This window comes from Epibacterium sp. HA2-3 (assembly GCF_055693725.2).
This window is the reverse complement of record NZ_JBVFUL020000002.1, coordinates 630,694-652,094: the sequence shown is the minus strand read 5'-3', so window position 1 is coordinate 652,094 and position 21,401 is coordinate 630,694. Positions and strand designations below refer to the sequence as shown.

At 59.4% G+C, this 21,401-nt stretch carries 15 protein-coding genes and 1 tRNA gene; 11 read left to right on the top strand and 5 right to left on the bottom strand.

The window, feature by feature from the left end; all coding sequences use genetic code 11:
- Positions 1–28 precede the first annotated feature (28 nt).
- Positions 29–1,504, bottom strand: coding sequence for a calcium-binding protein (locus ACZ1HH_RS17570; RefSeq protein ID WP_472635523.1), 1,476 nt, complete (start codon positions 1,502–1,504; stop codon positions 29–31).
- A 450-nt stretch (positions 1,505–1,954) separates the two neighbouring features.
- Between ACZ1HH_RS17570 and ACZ1HH_RS17565 the strand changes: the two genes are divergently transcribed.
- Genes ACZ1HH_RS17565 through ACZ1HH_RS17550 form a run of 4 tightly spaced genes read left to right on the top strand, consistent with a single transcriptional unit; the run spans position 1,955 to position 7,025 of the window.
- Positions 1,955–3,205, top strand: coding sequence for a sarcosine oxidase subunit beta family protein (locus tag ACZ1HH_RS17565; RefSeq protein WP_472635522.1), 1,251 nt, complete (start codon positions 1,955–1,957; stop codon positions 3,203–3,205).
- A gap of 28 nt (positions 3,206–3,233) precedes the next feature.
- A complete protein-coding gene (locus ACZ1HH_RS17560) occupies positions 3,234–3,530 on the top strand; it encodes a sarcosine oxidase subunit delta (RefSeq protein ID WP_472635521.1) in 297 nt (98 codons plus the stop codon).
- The gene (locus ACZ1HH_RS17555; RefSeq protein ID WP_472635520.1) at positions 3,527–6,481 is read left to right on the top strand and encodes a sarcosine oxidase subunit alpha family protein; all 2,955 of its coding nucleotides are present in this window, start codon (positions 3,527–3,529) and stop codon (positions 6,479–6,481) included. Before ACZ1HH_RS17560 ends, ACZ1HH_RS17555 begins: the two co-directional genes overlap by 4 nt.
- Positions 6,474–7,025 carry a sarcosine oxidase subunit gamma gene (locus tag ACZ1HH_RS17550; protein ID WP_472635519.1) on the top strand — a complete coding sequence of 184 codons (552 nt, stop codon included), beginning with the start codon at positions 6,474–6,476 and terminating at the stop codon, positions 7,023–7,025. The genes ACZ1HH_RS17555 and ACZ1HH_RS17550 overlap by 8 nt, the downstream gene beginning before the upstream one ends.
- Before the next feature lie 11 nt (positions 7,026–7,036).
- Here the strand turns inward: ACZ1HH_RS17550 and ACZ1HH_RS17545 are convergent, their stop codons facing one another.
- Positions 7,037–8,050: a GlxA family transcriptional regulator gene (locus ACZ1HH_RS17545; RefSeq protein WP_472635518.1), complete on the bottom strand. Its 1,014-nt coding sequence runs from the start codon at positions 8,048–8,050 to the stop codon at positions 7,037–7,039.
- A complete protein-coding gene (locus tag ACZ1HH_RS17540) occupies positions 8,050–8,955 on the bottom strand; it encodes a LysR family transcriptional regulator (RefSeq protein WP_472635517.1) in 906 nt (301 codons plus the stop codon). The genes ACZ1HH_RS17545 and ACZ1HH_RS17540 overlap by 1 nt, the downstream gene beginning before the upstream one ends.
- A 111-nt stretch (positions 8,956–9,066) precedes the next feature.
- Between ACZ1HH_RS17540 and ACZ1HH_RS17535 the strand changes: the two genes are divergently transcribed.
- From ACZ1HH_RS17535 to ACZ1HH_RS17510, 6 genes are all read left to right on the top strand, one after another.
- On the top strand, positions 9,067–10,515 hold the full coding sequence (locus ACZ1HH_RS17535; protein WP_472635516.1) for an aldehyde dehydrogenase family protein: 1,449 nt from the start codon (positions 9,067–9,069) through the stop codon (positions 10,513–10,515).
- Positions 10,515–11,495, top strand: a complete 981-nt coding sequence (locus ACZ1HH_RS17530; RefSeq protein ID WP_011536997.1) for a membrane dipeptidase — start codon at positions 10,515–10,517, stop codon at positions 11,493–11,495. Before ACZ1HH_RS17535 ends, ACZ1HH_RS17530 begins: the two co-directional genes overlap by 1 nt.
- A gap of 68 nt (positions 11,496–11,563) precedes the next feature.
- A complete protein-coding gene (locus ACZ1HH_RS17525; RefSeq protein WP_472635515.1) occupies positions 11,564–13,108 on the top strand; it encodes a BCCT family transporter in 1,545 nt (514 codons plus the stop codon).
- A gap of 112 nt (positions 13,109–13,220) precedes the next feature.
- A complete protein-coding gene (locus ACZ1HH_RS17520) occupies positions 13,221–14,924 on the top strand; it encodes a hypothetical protein (protein WP_472635514.1) in 1,704 nt (567 codons plus the stop codon).
- The gene (locus tag ACZ1HH_RS17515) at positions 14,921–15,571 is read left to right on the top strand and encodes a DUF3726 domain-containing protein (protein ID WP_472635513.1); all 651 of its coding nucleotides are present in this window, start codon (positions 14,921–14,923) and stop codon (positions 15,569–15,571) included. Before ACZ1HH_RS17520 ends, ACZ1HH_RS17515 begins: the two co-directional genes overlap by 4 nt.
- A 60-nt stretch (positions 15,572–15,631) precedes the next feature.
- On the top strand, positions 15,632–16,639 hold the full coding sequence (locus ACZ1HH_RS17510) for an Ldh family oxidoreductase (protein ID WP_472635512.1): 1,008 nt from the start codon (positions 15,632–15,634) through the stop codon (positions 16,637–16,639).
- Positions 16,640–16,868: 229 nt separating this feature from the next.
- Here the strand turns inward: ACZ1HH_RS17510 and ACZ1HH_RS17505 are convergent.
- Positions 16,869–16,944 (bottom strand) — tRNA-Ala (locus tag ACZ1HH_RS17505).
- 375 nt (positions 16,945–17,319) lie between these two features.
- Here ACZ1HH_RS17505 and ACZ1HH_RS17500 point away from each other — a divergent pair.
- A complete protein-coding gene (locus ACZ1HH_RS17500; protein ID WP_472635511.1) occupies positions 17,320–20,331 on the top strand; it encodes an aminotransferase class III-fold pyridoxal phosphate-dependent enzyme in 3,012 nt (1,003 codons plus the stop codon).
- Positions 20,332–20,420: 89 nt separating this feature from the next.
- Here the strand turns inward: ACZ1HH_RS17500 and ACZ1HH_RS17495 are convergent, their stop codons facing one another.
- A complete protein-coding gene (locus ACZ1HH_RS17495; RefSeq protein WP_472635510.1) occupies positions 20,421–21,338 on the bottom strand; it encodes a LysR family transcriptional regulator in 918 nt (305 codons plus the stop codon).
- Positions 21,339–21,401 lie beyond the last annotated feature (63 nt).

The following is a 21,401-nucleotide window of genomic DNA, read 5'->3' as shown; positions in this document are numbered from 1 at the left end:
AGAACCGCCCCATCTTTCGAGTGATCGTTTAGGCGATCACAAAGACGTCGCTCTCGGTGAGATCAATGTGACCCAGCAAGGTCAGTGAAAGATCTGCTTCATGTCCGATGTCGTCACGCAGGTAAACATGCGTGACCGCGCCGAACTCGTCGCTCACCGTCTGCTCGAAGTAGGCTTCGGCTCCAACTCCACCCGAGAAACCATCGTCTCCACGCCAGGTCGTCGCGCCAAACCCTTGAAAGACCATGAGATCCCCGCCACCAGCCGAAAAGTCCTGAATTACATCGCGAGGACCACCGTTGGCACCACTGTCCCCGAAGTCGAAGTAGAACAGGTCATACCCCTCGCCGCCGAACAGATAGTCGCCGATGTCACCGGCAGAGTTGGTCCCACCATAAATATGGTCATTGCCACCACCGCCCTGAATGTAGTCGTTGCCACCGTCACCGTAGATGAAATCGCTGCCTTCGCCACCGCGCATGATGTCGTTGCCGGCGCCACCCTCCATAGTGTCATTGCCGGTCCCGCCATTCAGCTCGTCATTGCCAAGGTCGCCAGTCATCATGTCGTTGCCGCTGCCGCCGTTGATGAGGTCGTTCCCCTGATCACCAACCAGCACATCGGCTCCACCACCGCCTTCCATATGATCGTTGCCAAGCCCACCTTGCAGCAGATCATTGCCTATGCCGCCAAAAACTTGGTCATCCCCATCGCCGCCCAACATGGTGTCGCGGCCCTCATCGCCCCACATAAGGTCATTGTCGTCACCGCCCTCGATGAAATCGTCACCGTCTCCGGCACGCACGACGTCGCGACCTTCTTCTCCGAGGATCCGGTCATTGCCGTCGCCGCCGTTGATCATGTCATTGCCACGGCCACCTTGAAGCCTGTCATTGCCACTGCCACCGTCGATCGTGTCACTGCCGACATCGCCGATGATGAAGTCATTGCCAATCCCGCCGTAGAGCGCATCATTGCCGCGGCCACCATGAAGCAGGTCATTCCCCGCACCTCCATAGGCGACATCGTTGCCATCGTAGAGGTAGATGTCATCGTCACCCCAAAGGCCCCAGGCCTTGTCGACTCCATGCGTGCCTTCGAATGCGTTCTCGCCATTCCAATCGATCCAGATGTTGCCGGGCGTTATGTTCAAGCCATTGGCCAGACCGGGCGTTAGAAAGCCGGGCTCAGCCAGGTTGGCATCAAAGCGCGTAAAAATATTGGCGCTGACCGACATCGACGGAGGCCCATCATTGCCGCCACGACCTGGGTCCCGGTCGTCCCCGCGATCCGGCGTGTCAGACCCGCCTGTGTCACGCCCATCATTTGTCTCGGTGTCGGGCTGGGTGTCACCACGCGAAATAGGATCGGTCTCTTCAACCGGATCGCGCTGCGTTTCGGCGTCCCCGCGCGAGGGGTCGCTGGAGTCGCTCGGCTCCACGAGGCCCTTCTTAGCATTCCACCCCAATACATTCGAAAATGGTTTCAACAGTTTAATCGTCATCTGGTTCGTCCTTTCACCCAAATACGGACCCGGCGGAGACAGCGACTTTTCGACAAGATGTGCCACCGGACATGACCGGCATTCTGCTGTTTTTGTGTATCGGCAGACGTTCACCAGCGCAGAGATTTGTAAGTGTTGTGTCAGCAATCCCGCCAAGAGACGGCGTTCTGATACAATTGACATGTTCCAAATCGCGCGTGGAACAGAAGGACGTGATCGCTGATCTGCCATGGCCTGCTCAGGCGTGAATCGCCTGTACCGTGACGGAGCGTTCGAGAGCTCGGTGCGCGCTTGATCGGCCCTCGCCTGCCTCGTGGCGCCCGCTACGCTGAGCGGCCATAACGCTGCTGAGCGCGCCAGATGTCGAATCTGAAATCAATCTTGTCCAAAACCGAACGGGTATTTGAGACCAGATCTCCTGTTAATGCGAGCATGCACACAGGAGCCCGCATGCGTTACTCTGCTTTGAGACTGATCAAGGAAAGCCTGACCGGACACAGGGGCTGGGGGCCTCAATGGCGCGACCCTGACCCACAAGCGTCCTATGATTACGTCATCATCGGGGGCGGGGGACACGGATTGGCCACCGCTTACTATCTGGCAAAAGAGTTTCAGGGCCGCCGGATTGCGGTTCTGGAAAAGGGCTGGATTGGCGGTGGCAACGTTGGGCGCAACACGACGATCATTCGCTCCAACTACCTTCTGGACGGCAACGAGCCGTTCTACGAGTTCTCGCTGAAGCTTTGGGAAGGGTTGGAGCAGGACCTGAACTATAATGCCATGGTAAGCCAGCGTGGCATTCTCAACCTTGTGCACACCGATGCCCAGCGCGATGCCGCGCGGCGGCGCGGGAATGCGATGATCCTGAACGGATCGGATGCGGAACTCCTCGACACTGATGGCGTCCGCGCGCTCTATCCGTTCCTGAATTTCGAAAATGCCCGCTTCCCGATCAAGGGTGGCCTCCTGCACCGGCGCGGTGGGACCGTGCGGCATGACGCTGTTGCCTGGGGCTACGCCCGCGGCGCAGATCAGCTGGGCGTGGACATCATCCAGAACTGCGAAGTCAACGGCTTCAGGGTGGAAAACGGCCGCGTAACAGGCGTTGAAACATCACGCGGACTGATTGGCGCTGCAAAAGTCGGCGTATCCGTCGCGGGCAGCTCGAGCCGCGTGATGGCGATGGCCGGAATGCGCTTGCCAATCGAAAGCCACGTGCTGCAGGCCTTTGTGTCCGAGGGACTCAAACCCTTCATTCGGGGGGTCATCACTTATGGCGCGGGACATTTCTATTGCAGCCAATCCGACAAGGGCGGGCTGGTGTTTGGCGGCGATATAGACGGCTACAATTCATATGCACAACGCGGCAACCTTCCGGTGGTCGAAGATGTCGTCGAAAGCGGCATGTCACTGATCCCCGGTCTGGGGCGCGCACGGCTGCTGCGCAGTTGGGGCGGCATCATGGATATGTCCATGGACGGCTCCCCCTTCATCGACAAGACCCATATCGAAGGCCTCTATTTCAACGGTGGCTGGTGCTATGGCGGCTTCAAGGCAACACCCGCCGCAGGCTTTTGTTTTGCGCATCTCCTGAAGACCGACCGCCCACATGAAACCGCCAAAGCCTATCGGCTCGACCGGTTCATGACGGGGCACATGATCGACGAAAAGGGCCAAGGCGCCCAGCCCAACCTTCACTAATGCACCTGCCACGCAAGGAACTGACCCGATGATCATCAACCATCCGCTTCTGGGGCCACGAGACGCGCAGGAATTTACCTATCTGGGCGACGCGGGGCTGATCAACCGTCCCTACTGGCTGTCGGAGAACGCCATGCGCGCGTTTCATGACTATCTTCATCTGCGCGAGAACCCAGCAGGGTTGCATCGCGAACTCTGGTTCCACGAGCAGGGTGACCGCTCCTGGCTGGTGGTGACCCGGGACACAACCACACATGAAATCACTAAGGTCGAGCTGGCCCGCGACGTGGCCCGCGCAAGCCCTTCAGCAGAGGTCAGCCAATGACACAGGTGAACCGTATATCCGGTGGGCTGATCGACCGATCTACCGAGTTGAACTTCACCTTTGATGGTAAGAACTATCAGGGATACGCGGGCGACACGCTGGCCTCGGCACTGCTCGCCAATGGGGTGCGCCTCATGGGACGGTCGTTCAAATATCACCGCCCGCGAGGCGCACTGGCCGCCGGATCAGAAGAACCCAATGCGCTGGTCGAGTTGCGCTCCGGGGGGCGCCAGGAACCCAATACCCGCGCCACTGTGGCAGAAATCTATGAGGGCCTCAGCGCCAATTCACAGAACCGCTGGCCCTCGCTCAAGCATGACGTCATGGCGATCAATGATCGCTTCTCGGCATTCCTGAGTGCTGGTTTCTATTACAAGACTTTCATGTGGCCACGCGCATTCTGGGAGAAACTTTACGAGCCGGTAATCCGCAAGGCTGCCGGGTTGGGGAGCCTTTCAGGCGAAGGCGATCCAGATGCCTATGACAAGGGTTACCTGCATTGCGACCTGCTGGTGATCGGCGCAGGGCCAGCCGGCCTGTCCGCCGCCCTGACCGCAGGACGCGGCGGAGCGCAGGTGATCCTCGCCGATGAGGATTTTCAACTTGGCGGGCGCCTGCTGTCCGATGCCCAGTCTCTTTGCAATCAATCGAATGCGGAATGGGTGGCAGCAACTCAGGCCGAATTGATTGCACTCCCGAATGTCCGCGTCATGCCACGCACCACCGTGTTCGGCGCCTATGATCACGGTGTCTATGGCGCAGTGGAGCGGAATGCGGATCACTTGGTTGCCCCTGAAGAGAATAAGCCGCGTCAGACGCTCTGGCGGATTTACTCCAGACGCGCGGTGGTTGCCACCGGCGCAATCGAACGCCCCATCGCGTTTGAAAACAACGATCGTCCGGGCGTGATGCTGGCCGGGGCCACCCGCGCCTATGCGAACCGCTGGGCTGTGACGCCTGCGCGCTCTGTCGTGGTTTTTGCCAACAATGATGACGCGCATCAAACAGCTAAGGACCTGATCGCCAAGGGGATCGAGGTGCATGCCGTTGTGGATACCCGCTCCGATGCCCCAGGGATCGAGGGCACCGAGCTTTTGGCCGGCGCGCAGATCATCGGCACCAAAGGGCGACTGGGCCTGACAGCGGTTACGGTGCGACTCTTGGATGGTCGGACGCGCGATATTACCTGTGGCGCCCTCGCCATGTCGGGTGGCTGGAATCCAAATCTGGGCCTCACCTGTCATCAGCGCGGGCGCCCGGTGTGGCGAGAAGACATTCACGCCTTTGTTCCGGGTTCAGATTTGCCCGCAGGCCAATCTGTTGTTGGCGCTGCAATGGGCGAGATGTCGACACACGCCGCACTCCGGACTGGCGCAGAGACCGCGCGCGAGGCGCTCTCTGATCTGGGCTTTACTGCGCCCGGCGTTGAGACACCCAAGGCAGAGGACGCGCCCATTTCTCTGGCCCCCTTCTGGCATGTCGCAGATGCAAAACGCGCCTGGCTCGACTTTCAGAACGACGTGACCGTCAAGGATGTGAAGCTGGCGCATCAGGAGAACTTCACATCCGTCGAGCATTTGAAGCGCTACACCACGCTGGGCATGGCGACCGATCAGGGCAAAACCTCAAATGTCGGAGCCTTGGCTGTGATGGCAGAGCTGACCGGCAAGCCGATCCCGGAAACCGGCACAACCATCTTTCGGCCGCCCTATACGCCCGTCTCGATGGGGGCTCTTGCGGGTCGGGCCGTCGGCAAGGATTTCCACCCAACCCGTCTGACTCCCAGCCACAAATGGGCCGAGGAACAGGGCGCCGTATTTGTCGAGGTCGGCAACTGGCTGCGCGCGCAATGGTTCCCAAAAGCGGGTGAAACCCATTGGCGTCAGTCCGTGGATCGCGAGGTACTCGCCACCCGTAATTCCGTCGGCATCTGCGACGTGACAACGCTGGGTAAGATTGACGTACAGGGTACGGATGCAGCGGAGTTCCTCAACAAGATCTACGCAAATGGATTTGCCAAGCTGCCGGTGGGCAAGGTCCGCTATGGCCTGATGTTGCGCGAGGATGGAGTGGCCTATGATGATGGCACCGCCGCCCGACTGGCCGAGGATCACTTCGTTGTCACGACGACAACCGCCAATGCCGTTCTTGTCTATCGAAACATGGAATTCGCGCGCCAATGCCTGTGGCCTGATCTCGACGTGCAGCTGATCTCCACCACCGAGGCATGGGCACAATATGCGGTGGCTGGTCCAAACTCTCGCAAGCTGCTGCAAAAAATTGTCGACCCGGAGTTCGACATCTCCAACGCCGCCTTTCCGTTTATGGGCTGTCGCGAGATCACGGTCTGCGGTGGTCTGCGGGCGCGGCTGTTTCGGATCTCGTTCTCGGGAGAGCTTGCCTATGAAATCGCGGTTCCAACCCGCTACGGAGATGCGCTGATGCGCGAAATGATGACTGCAGGCGCAGAGTTTGATGTCACGCCCTACGGCACAGAAGCGCTCGGCGTGATGCGGATCGAGAAAGGCCATGCAGCTGGCAATGAACTGAACGGCACCACCACCGCGTTGAATCTCGGTCTGGACCGTATGGTGTCCACCAAGAAGGACTTCATCGGCAATGTGTTGTCCCGTCGCGAAGGCCTGAACGCCAAGGACGCACTGAACCTTGTGGGGGTGCGCCCGGTCGACCCATCTCATTCCCTGCCCGCAGGCGGCCATCTCATGCGCAGGTCCGGTCCAGTCGATGCAACGCAGGATCAGGGCTATGTCACATCTGCTGCCTATTCTCCTACTCTCAAGAGTGCGATTGGGCTGGGCTTTGTGAAATCGGGGTTTGAGCGGATGGGGGAACAGCTCCGGCTCGTGAACCCGCTCGAAGGTCAAGAAATCCTTGTTGAAATCGTCAGCCCCCATTTTGTCGACCCAGAAGGAGAAAAGCTCCGTGCATAGATTGAAGCCTCTCACACCCCTGGGTGCGGTGACACCGCGTGTGGATACGATCGGAACGCTGACAATCACTGAAATCGTGCACCAGGCACTGGCCTCCATTGCTGCGCGCGAGGGACAGATGGAGGCGCTGCAACAGAAGCTCCCACTTCCCTTGCCCGATGTGGGCAAGACCAGAACCCAAGGCGCATTCAGCGCTTTCTGGACCGGTCCTGCGCAGTGGATGATCGTAGCCAACCACGACCAGCACGAGGCACTTGCATCTGAGATCAAGCAGATGGTCGGGCAGACGGCTTCGGTCGTGGAACAGACCGATGGGTGGTGCCGCTTTGATGTCTCGGGTGCAGCGCTTTACGATCTCTTTGAACGTCTCTCAAGCGCGCCAGTGCGGCGTATGACCAAGGGCGATGTGATCCGCGGCACGGTCGAACATCTGGGGGCATTCCTTTGGCGACTCGATCAGGATCATATGGCCGTGATCGCCCCGCGTTCCTCTGCGGCGTCACTACATCACGCTCTGATTGCCGCAGCCCGATCGATCGCCTGATCCTTACACTCTCACGAGGGCAGCGCGTCGCTGCCCTTGACCCGCATTGAGTTCTTCGCCCGCCGATCCGCGATTGGTGTCATCCCGAAACTCTCTCGATAATGGCGCAAGAACGCGCCCGGCGTGGCATATCCAACCATAAAGGCGATCTCAGTCACCGGTGTGTTGGAATAGAGCACCAGTTGACGCGCCTGTTTCATCCGCATCTTGCGGTAATACTTAAGCGGGCCCTGGCCTGTTGCCTGCTTGAAGCTGCGCTCTAAAGAGCGGGTCGAGACGCCAACGGCCTCGGCAACCTTGCTGATCTGGATCGGGCTCTCGATGTGCTCGGCAAAATGCTCAATCGCGCGCGCAACCTGTTTCGGCAGCAGGTTCTGGCTTTTTGCCGTGTCATGGACCGGCGTTTTTTGTGCAGCGGCAGCACTGCGGATGTAGGGATGCTGAAACCAACAGGCCACCTCGGCCATGATGTCCCCACCCAGATGCGTCTCAATCAAGGTGAGCATATGATCAAAAGCCGCTGAGGCCCCTGAAATGGTAGTGTAGTCGCCCTGTTCACAAATAACCGTGCTTTGCGCAGGTATCTCGGGAAACTCTGCGTGAAACGCGGCCTCATAGCACCAGTGGACCGACAACGGGTTTTCGCGCGTAAGTCCCGTTCGCGCCAGCGCGAATACCCCGCCGCTGATTGCTCCGAGGCGGGCCTTGCGGCGCTGCAAGCGTTGCAGGGCAGCGTTCGCGCGTGAAGGTTCGGTAAATCGGGCACTCGGGCTCGCCGTGAACAACAGCAAATCAAGCTCTGTGGTGTCCGAGAGCGTACAGTCGGGAGCAAAACTCACGCCAGCTGACGAAACAACCGGCCCCGCGTCTTCAGCAACCACCTTCCACTGAAAGGCCTCCCGTCCTGAAATCTCATTGGCGGCGCGAAGTGGTTCGATACAAGACGTCAGGCATGCCATTGGAAAACCCGGAAAGACCAGGATACCCAAGGTCAGAGGCGGCGGGGTGGTCTTTGCGTCGATCATCAGGGGTGCCTCATCACCGTGTCCCGCGAAATCTCTTTCGCGATTTGCAGAATGTGCCGCTCTAGCAGGCGCGCCGCAGGAGATTGATTCGAATCCGCTCGCCGCAACATGTGAATTTCCCGTTTTGCATGCGGCTCCATGAGTGGACGGAACACGAGCCCTGCCGAATTTGAGGCCCGAACCGCCATTTCGGGCAGAATCGTGATCCCGATGTTGGCCTGCACCATCCCAAGGATCGAAGTAAGGTTGTGGGCCGAAAGCATCGCCCGATCGTGTAACGCGACCGAAGCCGCGGCACTTATCCCAGCCGAAAGAGAATTCGCAATGAGCCGTTCATCGGCTAGTGCCTCCCATGTGACGGGACCGGTGCTGTCCGCCAGTTCATGTGACGGTGCGCAGATCACCCCAAAGGTGTCAGACAGAAGATGCTGGCTGCTTAGTCCGGCGCCTTGCTGTCCCAGAGTCGCGATACCGATGTCGATCCGATCACGGGACAGCTCATGGAGAATGGAATGAGAATCCATATCGCGCAGCTCAATGTCGACATTCACGTAGTCGTTGATATGGCGTGAAAAAACCTGGGGGATGATCGTACCGGCCACAGAGGGCACAGTGGCGATGCGCACATGGCCATGCGTGGCCTTGGCGAAGCCCTCGATCGCTCGGACCATATTATCGAACTGCTGCAACTCGCGCTCGGCCTGCTCCAGCACAAACGCACCCAGCGCGGTCAACTTGCTTTTGCGGTCGGTTTCAAACAGCGGCTCACCCAGATGCGTCTCCAACTGCTTCAGCATCATGGAGACAGCTGAGGGCGTACGTCCCAACACCTGAGCCGCATCACTCAGGTTTCCACTTCGGGCAACGGTGGCAAAACCACGGAGCATTTCGATTTTGAGCGCCATCACATGACTACTTAAGTTTTGCTGTAATTAGGTTCAGTTGTTTGAGTTTGATTGAAGCATCGCAAAGAGTCCATACCCGAGAAAACTGACTTCTGTGTGAGGCGACACATCATGACCGATATTCAAAAGAACCTGATCGCTGGCGAATGGCTGACCGGCGAAGGCGAAATCGAAAATCGCAACCCTTCGGACCTTTCGGATCTGGTCGGGATCTTCGCTCAGGCCAGCAGCGACCAGCTTGAGGCCACCCTGGATCAAGCAAAGGTCGCACAACGCGAGTGGGCTGCCTATGGTCTCGAACGCAAGCAAGCGGTCTTGATGGCAATCGGCAATGAGTTGATCGCCCGTTCTGAGGAGCTTGGCACGCTGTTGTCGCGCGAAGAGGGCAAACCTTTCGCTGAGGGCAAAGGCGAAGTCTACCGTGCCGGTCAGTTCTTCACCTATTACGCCGCCGAATGCCTGCGCCAGATTGGCGAGAACGCTGACTCGGTGCGTCCTGACATCGAAATCGACGTGCGCCGCGAGGCCGTGGGCACGGTCGCCATCATCAGCCCTTGGAATTTTCCGACCGCCACCGCCTCGTGGAAAATTGCGCCCGCTCTGTGCTACGGCAATGCGGTCGTGTGGAAACCTGCCAATGTGACGCCTGCCTCTGCGGTTGCGCTGGCAGAAATCATCAACCGCCAAGACATCCCCAAAGGGCTGTTCAGCCTTGTGATGGGTGCGGGTCGCACCGTAGGTCAGCGCCTGGTCGAAAGCCCGAAAGTCAACGCGATTTCCTTTACTGGTTCGGTGCCAGTCGGCAAAGGCATTGCCGCAGCGGCAATCCAGAATCTGACTAAAGTACAGATGGAGATGGGCTCGAAGAATGCGTTGGCCGTGATGGACGACGCGGATCTGAACCTCGCGGTGAGCCTTGCTCTGGGTGGCGCTTTTGGCGGCACGGGTCAGAAATGCACCGCGTCCTCTCGGCTTGTCGTCCACGCTGCAGTGCATGATGCCTTTGTTGAAAAGCTGGTCGCCGGCGCACAAGCGATGAAGGTGGGCCACGCGCTGCATGACGGCACACAGATGGGACCAGTGGTGAGCGCACAGCAGCTCGAGGAAAACCTCGCCTATGTGGATCTGGGCCGTTCAGAAGGGGCAGAGCTGGCCTGTGGTGGAACGCGATTGGAGATGCCGCACGACGGTTTTTACATGTCGCCAGGCGTGTTCCTGAACACCGCCAACGATATGCGCATCAACCGCGAGGAGATGTTTGCGCCGCTGACCTCTGTAATCAAGGTCGACAGCTATGATGAAGCGCTGGCAACGGTGAACGACACCAACTTTGGCCTGACCTCAGGCATTGTGACCAAATCGCTCGCCCGCGCCACGCATTTCCGTCGCAACGCACAGACTGGCGTTGTCACCGTGAATCTGCCGACCGCGGGCACCGATTACCACGTTCCCTTTGGTGGACGCGGCGACAGCTCTTACGGCCCACGCGAGCAAGGCAAGGCCGCGGCAGAATTCTACACAACGGTCAAGACGGCCTACATCAGCGCAGGCCCGGTCTGATGCGCATCGACGGTCTGCAATACGCGAACTGGTCGGAGAAGATCTTTCGCCAGCTTCGCGAAGGGGGCGTGGACGCAATCCACGTCACCATCGCCTATCACGAGAACTTTCGTGAAACGGTTCTGAACTTTGAAAAATGGAACCGATGGTTTGAGCAATACCCGGACCTGATCATGAAGGGCCAGTGGGCACAGGACATCGACATCGCACGCGAGACGGGCAGAACGGCCGTGTTCTTTGGGTTCCAGAATCCCTCGCCGATCGAGGATGACATCGGCCTGGTCGAGATCCTTCATAGTCTCGGCGCCCGCTTCATGCAGCTGACCTATAACAACCAATCGCTACTGGCGACGGGCTGTTACGAGGCCGAAGATATGGGCCTGACCCGGATGGGCAAACAGGTTGTAAAGGAAATGAACCGCGTCGGCCTCGTGATCGACATGAGCCATTCGTCGGATCGCTCCACCATTGAAGCGGCGGAATACTCCACACGCCCCATCGCGATCACCCATGCCAATCCGCACGCATGGTCTCCGGCCCTGCGCAACAAGAAAGACGCAGTGATCCGCGCGGTTACGGAAAACGGCGGCATGTTTGGTTTTTCGGTCTATCCGCACCACCTGAGGGACAAATCCGACTGCACGCTGGAGAGTTTCTGCGAAATGATCGCGCGCACTGCTGACACCTATGGGGTGGAGCATCTCGGAATCGGCACTGACCTTTGCCAGGACCAGCCCGACAGTGTCGTGGAATGGATGCGCGTCGGGCGTTGGACGAAAGAAATCGACTACGGCGAAGGGTCCAAGTCCGCGCCCGGTTTCCCACGGATGCCCAGCTGGTTCGAGGACAACAGAGACTTTGAGAACATCGAGCAGGGGCTTCGGTCCGTTGGCATGACGACCGGTGAAGTCGCCGCCATCATGGGCGGCAACTGGTACCGCTTTTTTGCAGAAAGCTTTGGGCCCAAGGCGGGAGGCTAACGGGGCCGGGACAGGTGAAATTTGGCCATGGGCGCTCAGGCGGGGCCGCACAATAAAGGGAGGACAAGATGTCAGACACATCTTTGGAAACACATCTCAAGAAGAGCCGGCTCAACACGCCGCTTTTCCTGATTTCGGGGGGCTTTATCGCGCTCTTTTGTATCGCCGCATTGATCGACCTTGAGGGGTTGTCGGCGGCTGTGGATTGGGGCTTCAACGTCTCGGCCACCTATTTCGGCCTCTACTGGCAGGTTCTCCTTCTGGCGACCTTTCTGATCGGCCTCGTGCTCTGCGTTCTACCCGGTGGCAAAGCAATCATGGGCAATCTGGCCGCGCCGGAATTCACCCTGTTTCAGTGGGGCTCCATGATCATGTGTACCCTGCTTGCCGGCGGGGGTGTATTCTGGGCTGCGGGGGAGCCAATCGCACATTTCCTTTATTCACCACCGCTCTATGGAGCTGAAGGTGGGACCGAGGCGGCCGTCAATCCCGCAATTGCGCAGAGCTTCATGCACTGGGGCTTTCTTGCCTGGGCCATTCTTGGTTCGCTCTCGACCGTGATGTTGATGCATTATCACTACGAAAAGGGCCTGCCGCTTGCTCCGCGCACGCTGCTCTACCCGCTGTTTGGTGACAAGGCGATCAACGGGCCAATCGGTCTGATCGCAGATGCGTCCTCGATCATTGCCGTTGTTGCTGGAACCGTGGGGCCAATCGGTTTTCTGGGCCTTCAGGTCAGCTATGGCCTGTCTGACCTCTTTGGTCTCCCGGACGTCTTTGCCACGCAGTTCATGGTGATCGGTGGGCTTGTCGCGATCTATACGATCTCGGCGATGACTGGTTTGTCGCGCGGGATTCAGCTTCTGTCCAAGATCAATGTGATCATGGCGGCGGCGCTCTTGATTTTCGTGCTGGTAGCTGGACCGACGGGGTTCATCTTTGGCTCCTTCTTCTCTGGCTTTGGCACATATCTTGGCAACTTTTTCCAAATGGCCCTGTTCCGCGGTGACGCAGGCGTCTTTGGCGAACCGGGCTGGCTGGGCTGGTGGACCGTGTTCTTTTGGGGATGGTTCATGGGCTATGGCCCGCTGATGGCGATGTTCATTGCCCGTGTCTCGCGGGGCCGCTCGATCCGCTCGATCATCATCATGCTGTCGATCATCGCCCCGATTGTCACCAACTTCTGGTTTACCATCATCGGTGGCACCGGCATCTCGATGGAGCTGGCCGCGCCGGGGACCATTTCCACCGCGTTCGAAGGGTTCAACCTGCCCGCAGCACTCTTGGCGATCACCTCCAACCTGCCGATGGGCTTTTTGATCTCGCTTCTGTTCCTGATCCTGACAACGATCTTTGTGGCCACAACCGGCGACAGCATGAGCTACGTGATCTCAGCCACGATGAGCGACGGGGAAAATCCGCCCACAATGGTGCGCATTTTCTGGGGCGTTGCGATGGGGATCATGGCTATCATCCTGATCTCGGTCGGCTCCGGGGGCGTGTCCAAGCTGCAGAGTTTCATCGTCGTGACCGCCGTGCCAGTCTCGCTGATTCTGCTTCCATCGCTCTGGGACGCATTGCGCATCACAATTGCCAAAGGCCGCGAGCAATAAGACACTGGGCGCTCTCGAGCGCCCAGCCAACTTTGCGTGTTTTGGGCCCTGTTCGCGCAATTCGCTTTGCGGCCCGAAATACGCTACCTTTTCGAGTGTAAAGGCCAAGAGTATGACCACGATACCACGCCGTGACCCCAACTTGGTGATGCGCCTCGCCCGTTTGGGGTCCATTCACCAATCACGCCTGTCCTTCATGCGTGTCCTGACGCGACGACTGGCCCGCGAAGGATGGCAGTTTGAGAGGACGGCCTTTGATGTAAACAGCGCCGGCGAAGGGCATGCCGTCTACACCGCCTATGGACCAGAACGCGCCTATTCTCTGATCGCCTTTGCCCATGATCTCCCGCCAGAAAAACGCTCGGACCGGGTGATTGCGGATGCGTGGGATACCACCTTTACCCTCTTTGACGGCGTGCCCAGCGCGGAGGACATCAAACGCCTCTCGCAGAACATACCGCTGCAGGAGGCAGGTCGTGTGACCGGCTCCGAACTCTCGGTCTCGCGGGCCAACCGTTCGGTACGTCTCTGGGAGCATGTAGTGTCCAGCCTTGCGCAAGGACGCCAGCCGGATCCCAATCGCATCAACGCAGTGGGCTACCTCATGCGAACCACAGCGGTTTACGGGTCGGGCAAGCTGGGGGCCGCAGATCGCGAGATGATCGCCGACCGTCCCGAATTCAGTGCGCCATTTCAGGTCGAAATGCTGTCGGTCTATCTCACCCGTTGGTTCGTCCTCGATCTGGTACAGCATATGGCCAACCAACGGGCCGCCGCCATGGGGCAGGACGCTGCCCAGCTCTGCCCCGCAATTGCCCGCAGCATGGGGATCGGGAACTCAACCGGTCTTGGCATGGCGCCATTCCTGCTCAATCATCCGGTCTTGTTCAATAACTGGATCGCCGCGCGCGAGGCCGCCATTCAGACCGTCCGCCAGATCGAAACCGCCAGCGCCAGCGCGATCGCCTTGTTCCGGTCGCTCATCGCACGCGGCAGAGTCACAATTGACACCTGGCAGTCTGAGCATCCGATCCAGATCACAAAGATCAACGCCCTGCGTGCAGACCTCCTGAAACTGGAGGAGTACCTGTCCGAGACGGATCTATCTGCTCGTTTCCCTTGGGACGCGCTCTATCGCTGGGCCGAGGGGACCCTTTCACTCGAAGGGCAAGAGTGGATCGCTTCTCTGATCCTTGAACCTTATGGAGCACGCGTCGACAAATTTGCGGATGAGATGTCCGCCGACAATACCGCCACCTTCCGCATCGCTGGCGCGATGAGCGTGAAGGATCTACGCGCCCTTCTAACCGACATCTACGCCTGGGCCATCGAGACTGACTGGCAAGCACCGGAAAACCGGGCCCGCGCCTGGTATGTGTCGGAGGAAAAGCTTGAACCGCGCCTCGGCGAACGCTTTGAAGAGCCGATCGAAGCATTTGAGCAGCCGCTTGCCCCCGGTCGTGACGCAGCGCAATTGTTCAACGCTCTGGCGCATTGGCCAGACGAAGCTCAGGTCGCCGACTTCCTGTTGCGCCACCCCGAACATCGCCATGTATTGCGTCGGGCGCAGATTGTCGGGCGTGCGCCCTATGCCGAAATTCGCGACAATACGATTTCGGCTCAGGTGCTTCCGATTGACATGCTGCGTTGCAAGCTCGCCTTTTTCGGCGCCACACAGTTCGACCCACGCTCGGATCGCTGGGTGCGGATCTGCATGTATGGCGGTGCGCCGCTCCCCACTGAATTGACGCCGGAGAACGCAGATTTTTGGGTCTTTCCAGAGACAGATCCGGTGTTTGAGGAGGGCGCAGCATGAGCCACTCATTGAATGAAATCGAGGCGATGGCCAAACGTGCCGGGCGTGGCGCGGGTCTGTCTTGGGGATTGGCGGAAGAAGCAGCAAAAGGAACGCGCTGGCTCTCCTCTTTTGGCTTTCCCGGCACTGAGATGTTGGCCGAACTTTTAGAGCTGAACGACCAGATCCCGCCAATCGATGTATCTCCGGTATCACTGAGCGCCGATCTCTGGCACGCGCCAGCACGCCGGATGAGCCCCTTGATCGCGGGTGCGTCTCTCTCGGACTGCGCCGTTCGCCTGTTGGATCGCGGCACAATCACCATGCAGGACGTCAGCCTCCCGCTGCTGGCCGTCCCGTTCATGGGCGGCGCCGCATTGCGCCTCGGTGTGCCTGTTGCGGCAGAATGGGAGGGCGCGCGGCTTGCAACCGATGGCAAACAGCTGTGCGTTCAGGGCGAACCGGACGCTCTGCGTGCCGGGCATGCAGGCCTGCTGGTGTTCTCGGCCCCGGCGGACATGACCGGAAAGCGCGAGCCGGTGATGCGGGCTGATGTCTCGGAACAGAGTTGGGAGAAGCTCGGCGAATTTGCCCACCGCACCTTTGCGCCCGCCACCGAAGAAAGCCGCCTGCGCGGGGCAGGTGCAGGGACCAACGACAACAGCTGAGACCACAGCGACACGCGCGCCCTTCCCCGACATATGAGTGACAGACAAGAAAGAACAGAGATGACCGCCACCGAAACACTCACGCTCTCGGAAATCGAAAGCCTTGCCTTTGATGCACTGGTTGCAGCGGGCACCTCACCCGAAAACGCCCGCCCTCTGGCAGTTGCAACCGCGATGACCGAAGCCGATGGGGTCGCCTCGCACGGGCTGGCCTATATCCCGATCTATGTCCAGCATGTTGAATGCGGCAAAGTCGACGGACAGGCCAACCCCAAGGTCGCACACCCTCGACCCGCAGTGATCACCGTGGACGCAGCCACCGGCTTTGCACATCGTGCGATCGACCTCGGCTTTGAGCAGTTGATCCCTCTGGCAAAGGAAATGGGTGTCGCGGTGCTGGCCGTGAACAACTCCTACAACTGTGGTGTTCTGGGGGTTCACACGCAAAGGCTGGCGCAGGCTGGGCTGATGGGGTTTGGCTTTACCAATGCCCCTGCCTCGATTGCGCCCTCGGGCGGCGCAAAGCCTGTGGTGGGCACCAATCCATTTTCAATCTCGGCGCCGGGTTCAGATGGCACTGCGGCTCTGCTCATTGATCAATCCGCCAGCACGATTGCAAAAAGCGAAGTGATGAAACACGCCCGTGAAGGCAAGCCGGTCCCACAAGGCTGGGTGCTGGACGCCGATGGCCAGCCCACCACCGATCCCGATGCAGGCCTCAAAGGGTCAATGGTGCCGTCCGGCGGGTACAAAGGCGTGGGTATTGCCCTGACCGTAGAGCTTCTGGCAGCGGCTATGACCGGCGCAACCCTGGGCGCGGTGGCGAGCCCGTTTTCCGGCACAGCGGGCGGTCCGCCCAAAACCGGCCAGTTTTTTATCGCCATAGACCCCGAGGTTACATCCGGGGGGCTCTTTCAGGAAAAGCTCGCGGATTTGATTTCGGCATTTCGTGATCAAGATGGCGCGCGTCTGCCAGGAGATGGTCGCCAATCCGCCCGTCTCCGGGCCGCCACCGAGGGCGTGAGCGTGAACGCCGCCCTACTGGAGCGCGTGCGCGCCCTCATCTAAGCCTTCGAACTCAACGGGGACGCAATCTGTGGGCGGGGTCCAGTGCCCGCCCGCGTGGAGGGTTCGGTAGGGAACCCCAACGCCGACCTTTGTTGACTGGGTTGTGTCAAACAACCTTATCGCCGAACTCCGGGAGCAGATCGCGACTCCTACAACAAGTACCGAGCCCCTAAGGAGGTGATAGATACATGATCTGCACATCTGATCGGTTTGAAATTTGTGGACAAGATGGTGGAGCCTAGCGGGATCGAACCGCTGACCTCCTGCATGCCATGCAGGCGCTCTCCCAGCTGAGCTAAGGCCCCATCGCGCAGCTTACAGTGCTCTGCACGCTGCTTGGACTGCGATTTACGGGAGGAGCGAAGGGGCTGCAAGAGCAAAATGAACCTCGCGGAAAATTTTTTGCTCCCGCGCCGCTGTCGATCACCGCAATACCCGAACTCCTGCACGTATGCATGTCGCCTCACGCCGGGTTCCTCTCCAGATATGGCGAAATCACCCACTCGGGCCTGGCGAAAGTCGGCGACGCCAGGGACAGGACACGCTGCGCAATCTGCGCGATACCGAGTTGTAAAAGCTACACTTGTGGCGACGCTTACTTGATTTTGGATACTGGATATAGAACAAGAGAAGCGGCGATGGCTTTCGCCCCATTTCAAAAAGGGTTTTGGGAGGATCACATGGATCATTGGGCATCCGCTATGGAGCAGCACTGGGGCATTCAAGCGGAGCTGAGGCAGCTTGATGGCGAATATGACCTCAACTTCCTCGCCGAAACCCCGGAGGGCACGGGATATGTTGTCAAAGCCATGCGCCCTGATTGTGAAGACTGGCTCGTGGATATGCAAATCCGCACCCTGGATCATATCTCAGCAGCAGATGCCGATCTTCCCTGCCCCCGTGTCATCCCTGCGCGCTCTGGCCAGAAAATGCTGCGCCTCGAAGATGCGCATGGCAACGAGCGCCTGGTTTGGGTGATCGAGCGCCTTGCTGGCACCTGTTATGCAGAGGCCGCCCCCAAAACCGACGCCTTGATTGCGCAGGTTGGGCAGATTTTGGCTCGCACAACGGTTGCGCTCCAAGACTTTGACCATCCTCATCTTGCGCGGGATTTCAAATGGGATCTGATGCAGGCCGATTGGGTGAATGGCGCGCTCGATTGCCTTGAAGATGGCGCGCGCAGAGCTTTGATCGCGGACATTGGTGATCAGTTTACGGCGCTCAAGCCAGCACTTGCAAGGCTGCCGCAGCAGGCGATCCACAATGATGCCAACGACTATAATATCCTCGTGAACGGCGGCGCGGGAACCGGTATTGAGCCCAAGATCTCGGGACTCATTGATTTTGGCGACATGTGTCGCGCGCCGCGCATCTGTGATCTTGCGATTGCAGCGGCGTATGTGGTGCTCGACCACCCCAAGCCCGAAGCGGCGCTGGCAGCCCTGGTGTCGGGCTATCACGCCGAAAACCCGCTGAGCGCACCTGAGCTCGATCTTCTCTGGCCGCTCCTCAGAATGCGCCTCGCCGTTAGCGTGGTGAACTCCACCCTGATGGCAACAGAGAACCCGCATGATCCCTATGTGACGATCTCGCAGGCCCCCGCATGGCGGTTTCTTGAAGGGCACGACCTGAACGGCGATCTGATGGCGGCGCGGCTGCGCGCGGCCTGTGGCCTTCCCGTGGTTGAAGGCGCAGATCGGGTCATGGCCTGGCTTGATGAGGCGCGAGGCAGTTTCGCTCCGCTCATGGGGCAGGACCTTACCGATGTACCGATGGGATCGCTCTCGGTTGAAAAGAGCCTCTGGCCGCAAAACCCCTTTGACATGCCACTGGCCGAGGCTGCGCGCGTGGGAGAGGAGTATAACACCGAAGGTCAGATCTGGCTTGGCTATTACCACGAGCCGCGTCTGATCTACACCGCGCCTGCATTCCGCAATGGTCCATGGAAAGCCAGCGACCGCCGCACGGTGCATCTGGCTGTCGACGGGTTTGCGCCTGCTGGCACCACGCTCCATGCCCCCCTCGAGGGAGAAGTCTGGGTCGTCGAGAACCGGGACAGCCATCTCGATTACGGGGGCGTGATCATCCTGCGTCACAAGACCCCGGAGGGAGACCCGTTCTACACCCTTTATGGGCATCTCGACCCCGAGGTTGTCACCCGCCTGCAGCCCGGTGACCCCATCGCCAAGGGGGAGGCATTCTGTCAACTTGGAACAGCCGAGGAGAACGGGGGCTGGGCGCCACATGTGCATTTCCAACTGGCGCTGAGCTGCGACGGCATCGAGACCGATTGGCCTGGCGTGGGAGCGCCAGATGACATGTATCTGTGGCGTGCGCTCTGCCCCAATCCAGCCGCGCTTCTGAATCTGCCTGATGACAAGACCTGCTATCGTCCCACGGACAAATCCACAGTTCTTGAAAAAAGACGCGCGCATTTTGGCGGCAATCTCAGTCTTACATATTCCGACCCGGTGATGCTTGTGCGGGGGTGGAAACACCATCTGTTCGACGAATGGGGTCGACCCTATCTCGACGCCTACAACAATGTGCCGCATGTGGGCCACGCGCACCCTCGCATTCAAGCGGTTGCGGCCGATCAGCTGCGCCGTATGAATTCCAACACCCGTTACTTGCACCCGGCGCAGACTGCCTTTGCCGACAAAGTCCTGTCAAAATTGCCCGATCACTTCGAGGTCTGTTTCTTCGTGAACTCCGGCACCGAAGCCAATGAGCTGGCGCTGCGCCTAGCGCGGGCACACACGGGTGCAAAGGGCATGGTCACGCCGGATCACGGCTATCATGGCAACACAACCGGTGCGATCGACCTTTCAGCTTACAAATTCAACAAGCCGGGTGGCGTCGGGCAGGCGGATTGGGTGGAGCTGGTCGAGGTCGCGGACGACTATCGCGGCAGCTTTCGTCGCGACGATCCGGACCGCGCTCAGAAATTTGCGGATCTTGTCGACCCGGCGATTGCAACTCTGAACTCCAAGGGGCACGGCATTGCGGGCTTTATCGCGGAAACATTCCCGTCGGTTGGGGGCCAGATTATCCCGCCCAAGGGCTACTTGCCTGCAGTATATGAAAAAATCCGCGCAGCGGGCGGGGTTTGCATCGCAGATGAGGTTCAGACCGGCCTCGGACGACTGGGCGAGTATTACTTTGGCTTTGAGCACCAAGGCGCCCTGCCCGACATCGTGGTAATGGGCAAGCCCATCGGCAATGGCCATCCGCTTGGGGTGCTGGTCACAACCAAGGCGATTGCCGAGAGTTTCGACAACGGGATCGAGTTCTTCTCGACCTTTGGGGGCTCCACCCTGTCCTGTCGGATCGGCAAGGAAGTGCTCGACATCGTGGATGACGAAGGGTTGCAGGAAAATGCCAGCGCCCGTGGGGCGGAGCTGATCTCAGGGCTCAGAGCCCTCGAGCGCAAATATGCCTGCGTCGGAGATGTGCGTGGGATGGGGCTGTTTCTGGGGTTGGAACTGATCCATGCCGACGGCTCCGAGGCGACAGAGATCTGTTCCTACGTCAAAAACCGGATGCGCGATCACCGTATCCTGATTGGCAGCGAAGGCCCCAAGGACAACATCCTGAAAATCCGCCCACCCCTCACCATCGAAGCCGAAGACGTGGAGATGCTGGTGAGCGTGCTAGATGAGGTGCTGGCCGAGATCAATCCGGCTGAGTAAACCAGTCGCGAACGCGCCCTCTCCCTGAGGGCGCCATTACGCCTTCAGCATCCGGTCCTGGATCGAACCAGGGGACAAGAGACCCCGCCTCAGCTGGTGGGCGACCAGACCGCGCTCAACTGATCAAAGAATGCAGCAATCAGCGGGTCTTCCAGTCGGTCTTTCAGCGTCAGGACACCGAGCGAGGCTGGGACGCTGAGCGTCTCGCAGATCACGACCCCGTTAGATTGCCTTTGGTGCAGAGCGATCGACTCGCGGCACAGGCTCAGCCCGACGCCTGAGCGCACCATCTCAAGCATCGAAGCCTCATGGTCGACCTGGGCGACGGTGTTTTGCTGGCAATCGTGTTCCGCAAATATGCGGCTCAACAGGCGGTTGTGAACCGATACCTCGGGCGTGCCGATCCAAGGCAGCCGGGCCAGCTCGGCCCAGCCCGCGCCAGCGACCCGTGCGTCCCAACCGGGCGGCGCGATAATCCGATAGGCAAAATCCGCAAGCTTCTGCGCTTGGAGCTCGGTCTCGGAGGGTAGTGCCTCCAGCTGATCCGGCGCCGCAAGGTAATAGCCTGCATCCACCTGCCTGCGCAGGATCTTCTCCAGGATCTCCCCACTCACCCCGTGCACAAGTTCGGTTGTGATCCTCGGATTTGAAGCTCCCAACTGGCTCAGAAGCCGCCCTAACCGAATGAACTCCGGGTCTATAATGGTTCCAAGCCGCAGCGTCCCAGAGATATGATCGCTATGCTGGCTTGCCGCACGGCGAAACTCTGCCATCACGCGCAACACCTCTTCGGCCTTGGGCAGAAGATGCTGCGCATCTGGCGTAAGGTCCAGACCGCGCGGCGTGCGGGTAAACAGGGTTACACCAATATCCTCACTCAATCGCCGGATCTGATGGCTCACCGCGGGTTGGGTCAGGTTCAAGACGTCCGCAGCCCGCGACACCGACCCCTCACGGGCCACGATCACAAAAGCCAAAATACTGTTGGGGTTCGAAAATCTCTCCATATTACCATCTTTAATATCGGAACGAAAAATTTGTCATTGGAAATGCGCCACGCTGCTTTCTAA

What these genes read in the sequence shown, in the direction of transcription:
- ACZ1HH_RS17520 (WP_472635514.1), top strand. Translation starts at nt 13,221, where the DNA reads ATGACCACGATACCACGCCGTGACCCCAACTTGGTGATGCGCCTCGCC.
- ACZ1HH_RS17530 (WP_011536997.1), top strand. Translation starts at nt 10,515, where the DNA reads ATGCGCATCGACGGTCTGCAATACGCGAACTGGTCGGAGAAGATCTTT.
- ACZ1HH_RS17540 (WP_472635517.1), bottom strand. Translation starts at nt 8,955, where the DNA reads ATGGCGCTCAAAATCGAAATGCTCCGTGGTTTTGCCACCGTTGCCCGA.
- ACZ1HH_RS17570 (WP_472635523.1), bottom strand. Translation starts at nt 1,504, where the DNA reads ATGACGATTAAACTGTTGAAACCATTTTCGAATGTATTGGGGTGGAAT.
- ACZ1HH_RS17495 (WP_472635510.1), bottom strand. Translation starts at nt 21,338, where the DNA reads ATGGAGAGATTTTCGAACCCCAACAGTATTTTGGCTTTTGTGATCGTG.
- ACZ1HH_RS17510 (WP_472635512.1), top strand. Translation starts at nt 15,632, where the DNA reads ATGACCGCCACCGAAACACTCACGCTCTCGGAAATCGAAAGCCTTGCC.
- ACZ1HH_RS17565 (WP_472635522.1), top strand. Translation starts at nt 1,955, where the DNA reads ATGCGTTACTCTGCTTTGAGACTGATCAAGGAAAGCCTGACCGGACAC.
- ACZ1HH_RS17535 (WP_472635516.1), top strand. Translation starts at nt 9,067, where the DNA reads ATGACCGATATTCAAAAGAACCTGATCGCTGGCGAATGGCTGACCGGC.
- ACZ1HH_RS17560 (WP_472635521.1), top strand. Translation starts at nt 3,234, where the DNA reads ATGATCATCAACCATCCGCTTCTGGGGCCACGAGACGCGCAGGAATTT.
- ACZ1HH_RS17555 (WP_472635520.1), top strand. Translation starts at nt 3,527, where the DNA reads ATGACACAGGTGAACCGTATATCCGGTGGGCTGATCGACCGATCTACC.
- ACZ1HH_RS17500 (WP_472635511.1), top strand. Translation starts at nt 17,320, where the DNA reads ATGGATCATTGGGCATCCGCTATGGAGCAGCACTGGGGCATTCAAGCG.
- ACZ1HH_RS17545 (WP_472635518.1), bottom strand. Translation starts at nt 8,050, where the DNA reads ATGATCGACGCAAAGACCACCCCGCCGCCTCTGACCTTGGGTATCCTG.
- ACZ1HH_RS17525 (WP_472635515.1), top strand. Translation starts at nt 11,564, where the DNA reads ATGTCAGACACATCTTTGGAAACACATCTCAAGAAGAGCCGGCTCAAC.
- ACZ1HH_RS17515 (WP_472635513.1), top strand. Translation starts at nt 14,921, where the DNA reads ATGAGCCACTCATTGAATGAAATCGAGGCGATGGCCAAACGTGCCGGG.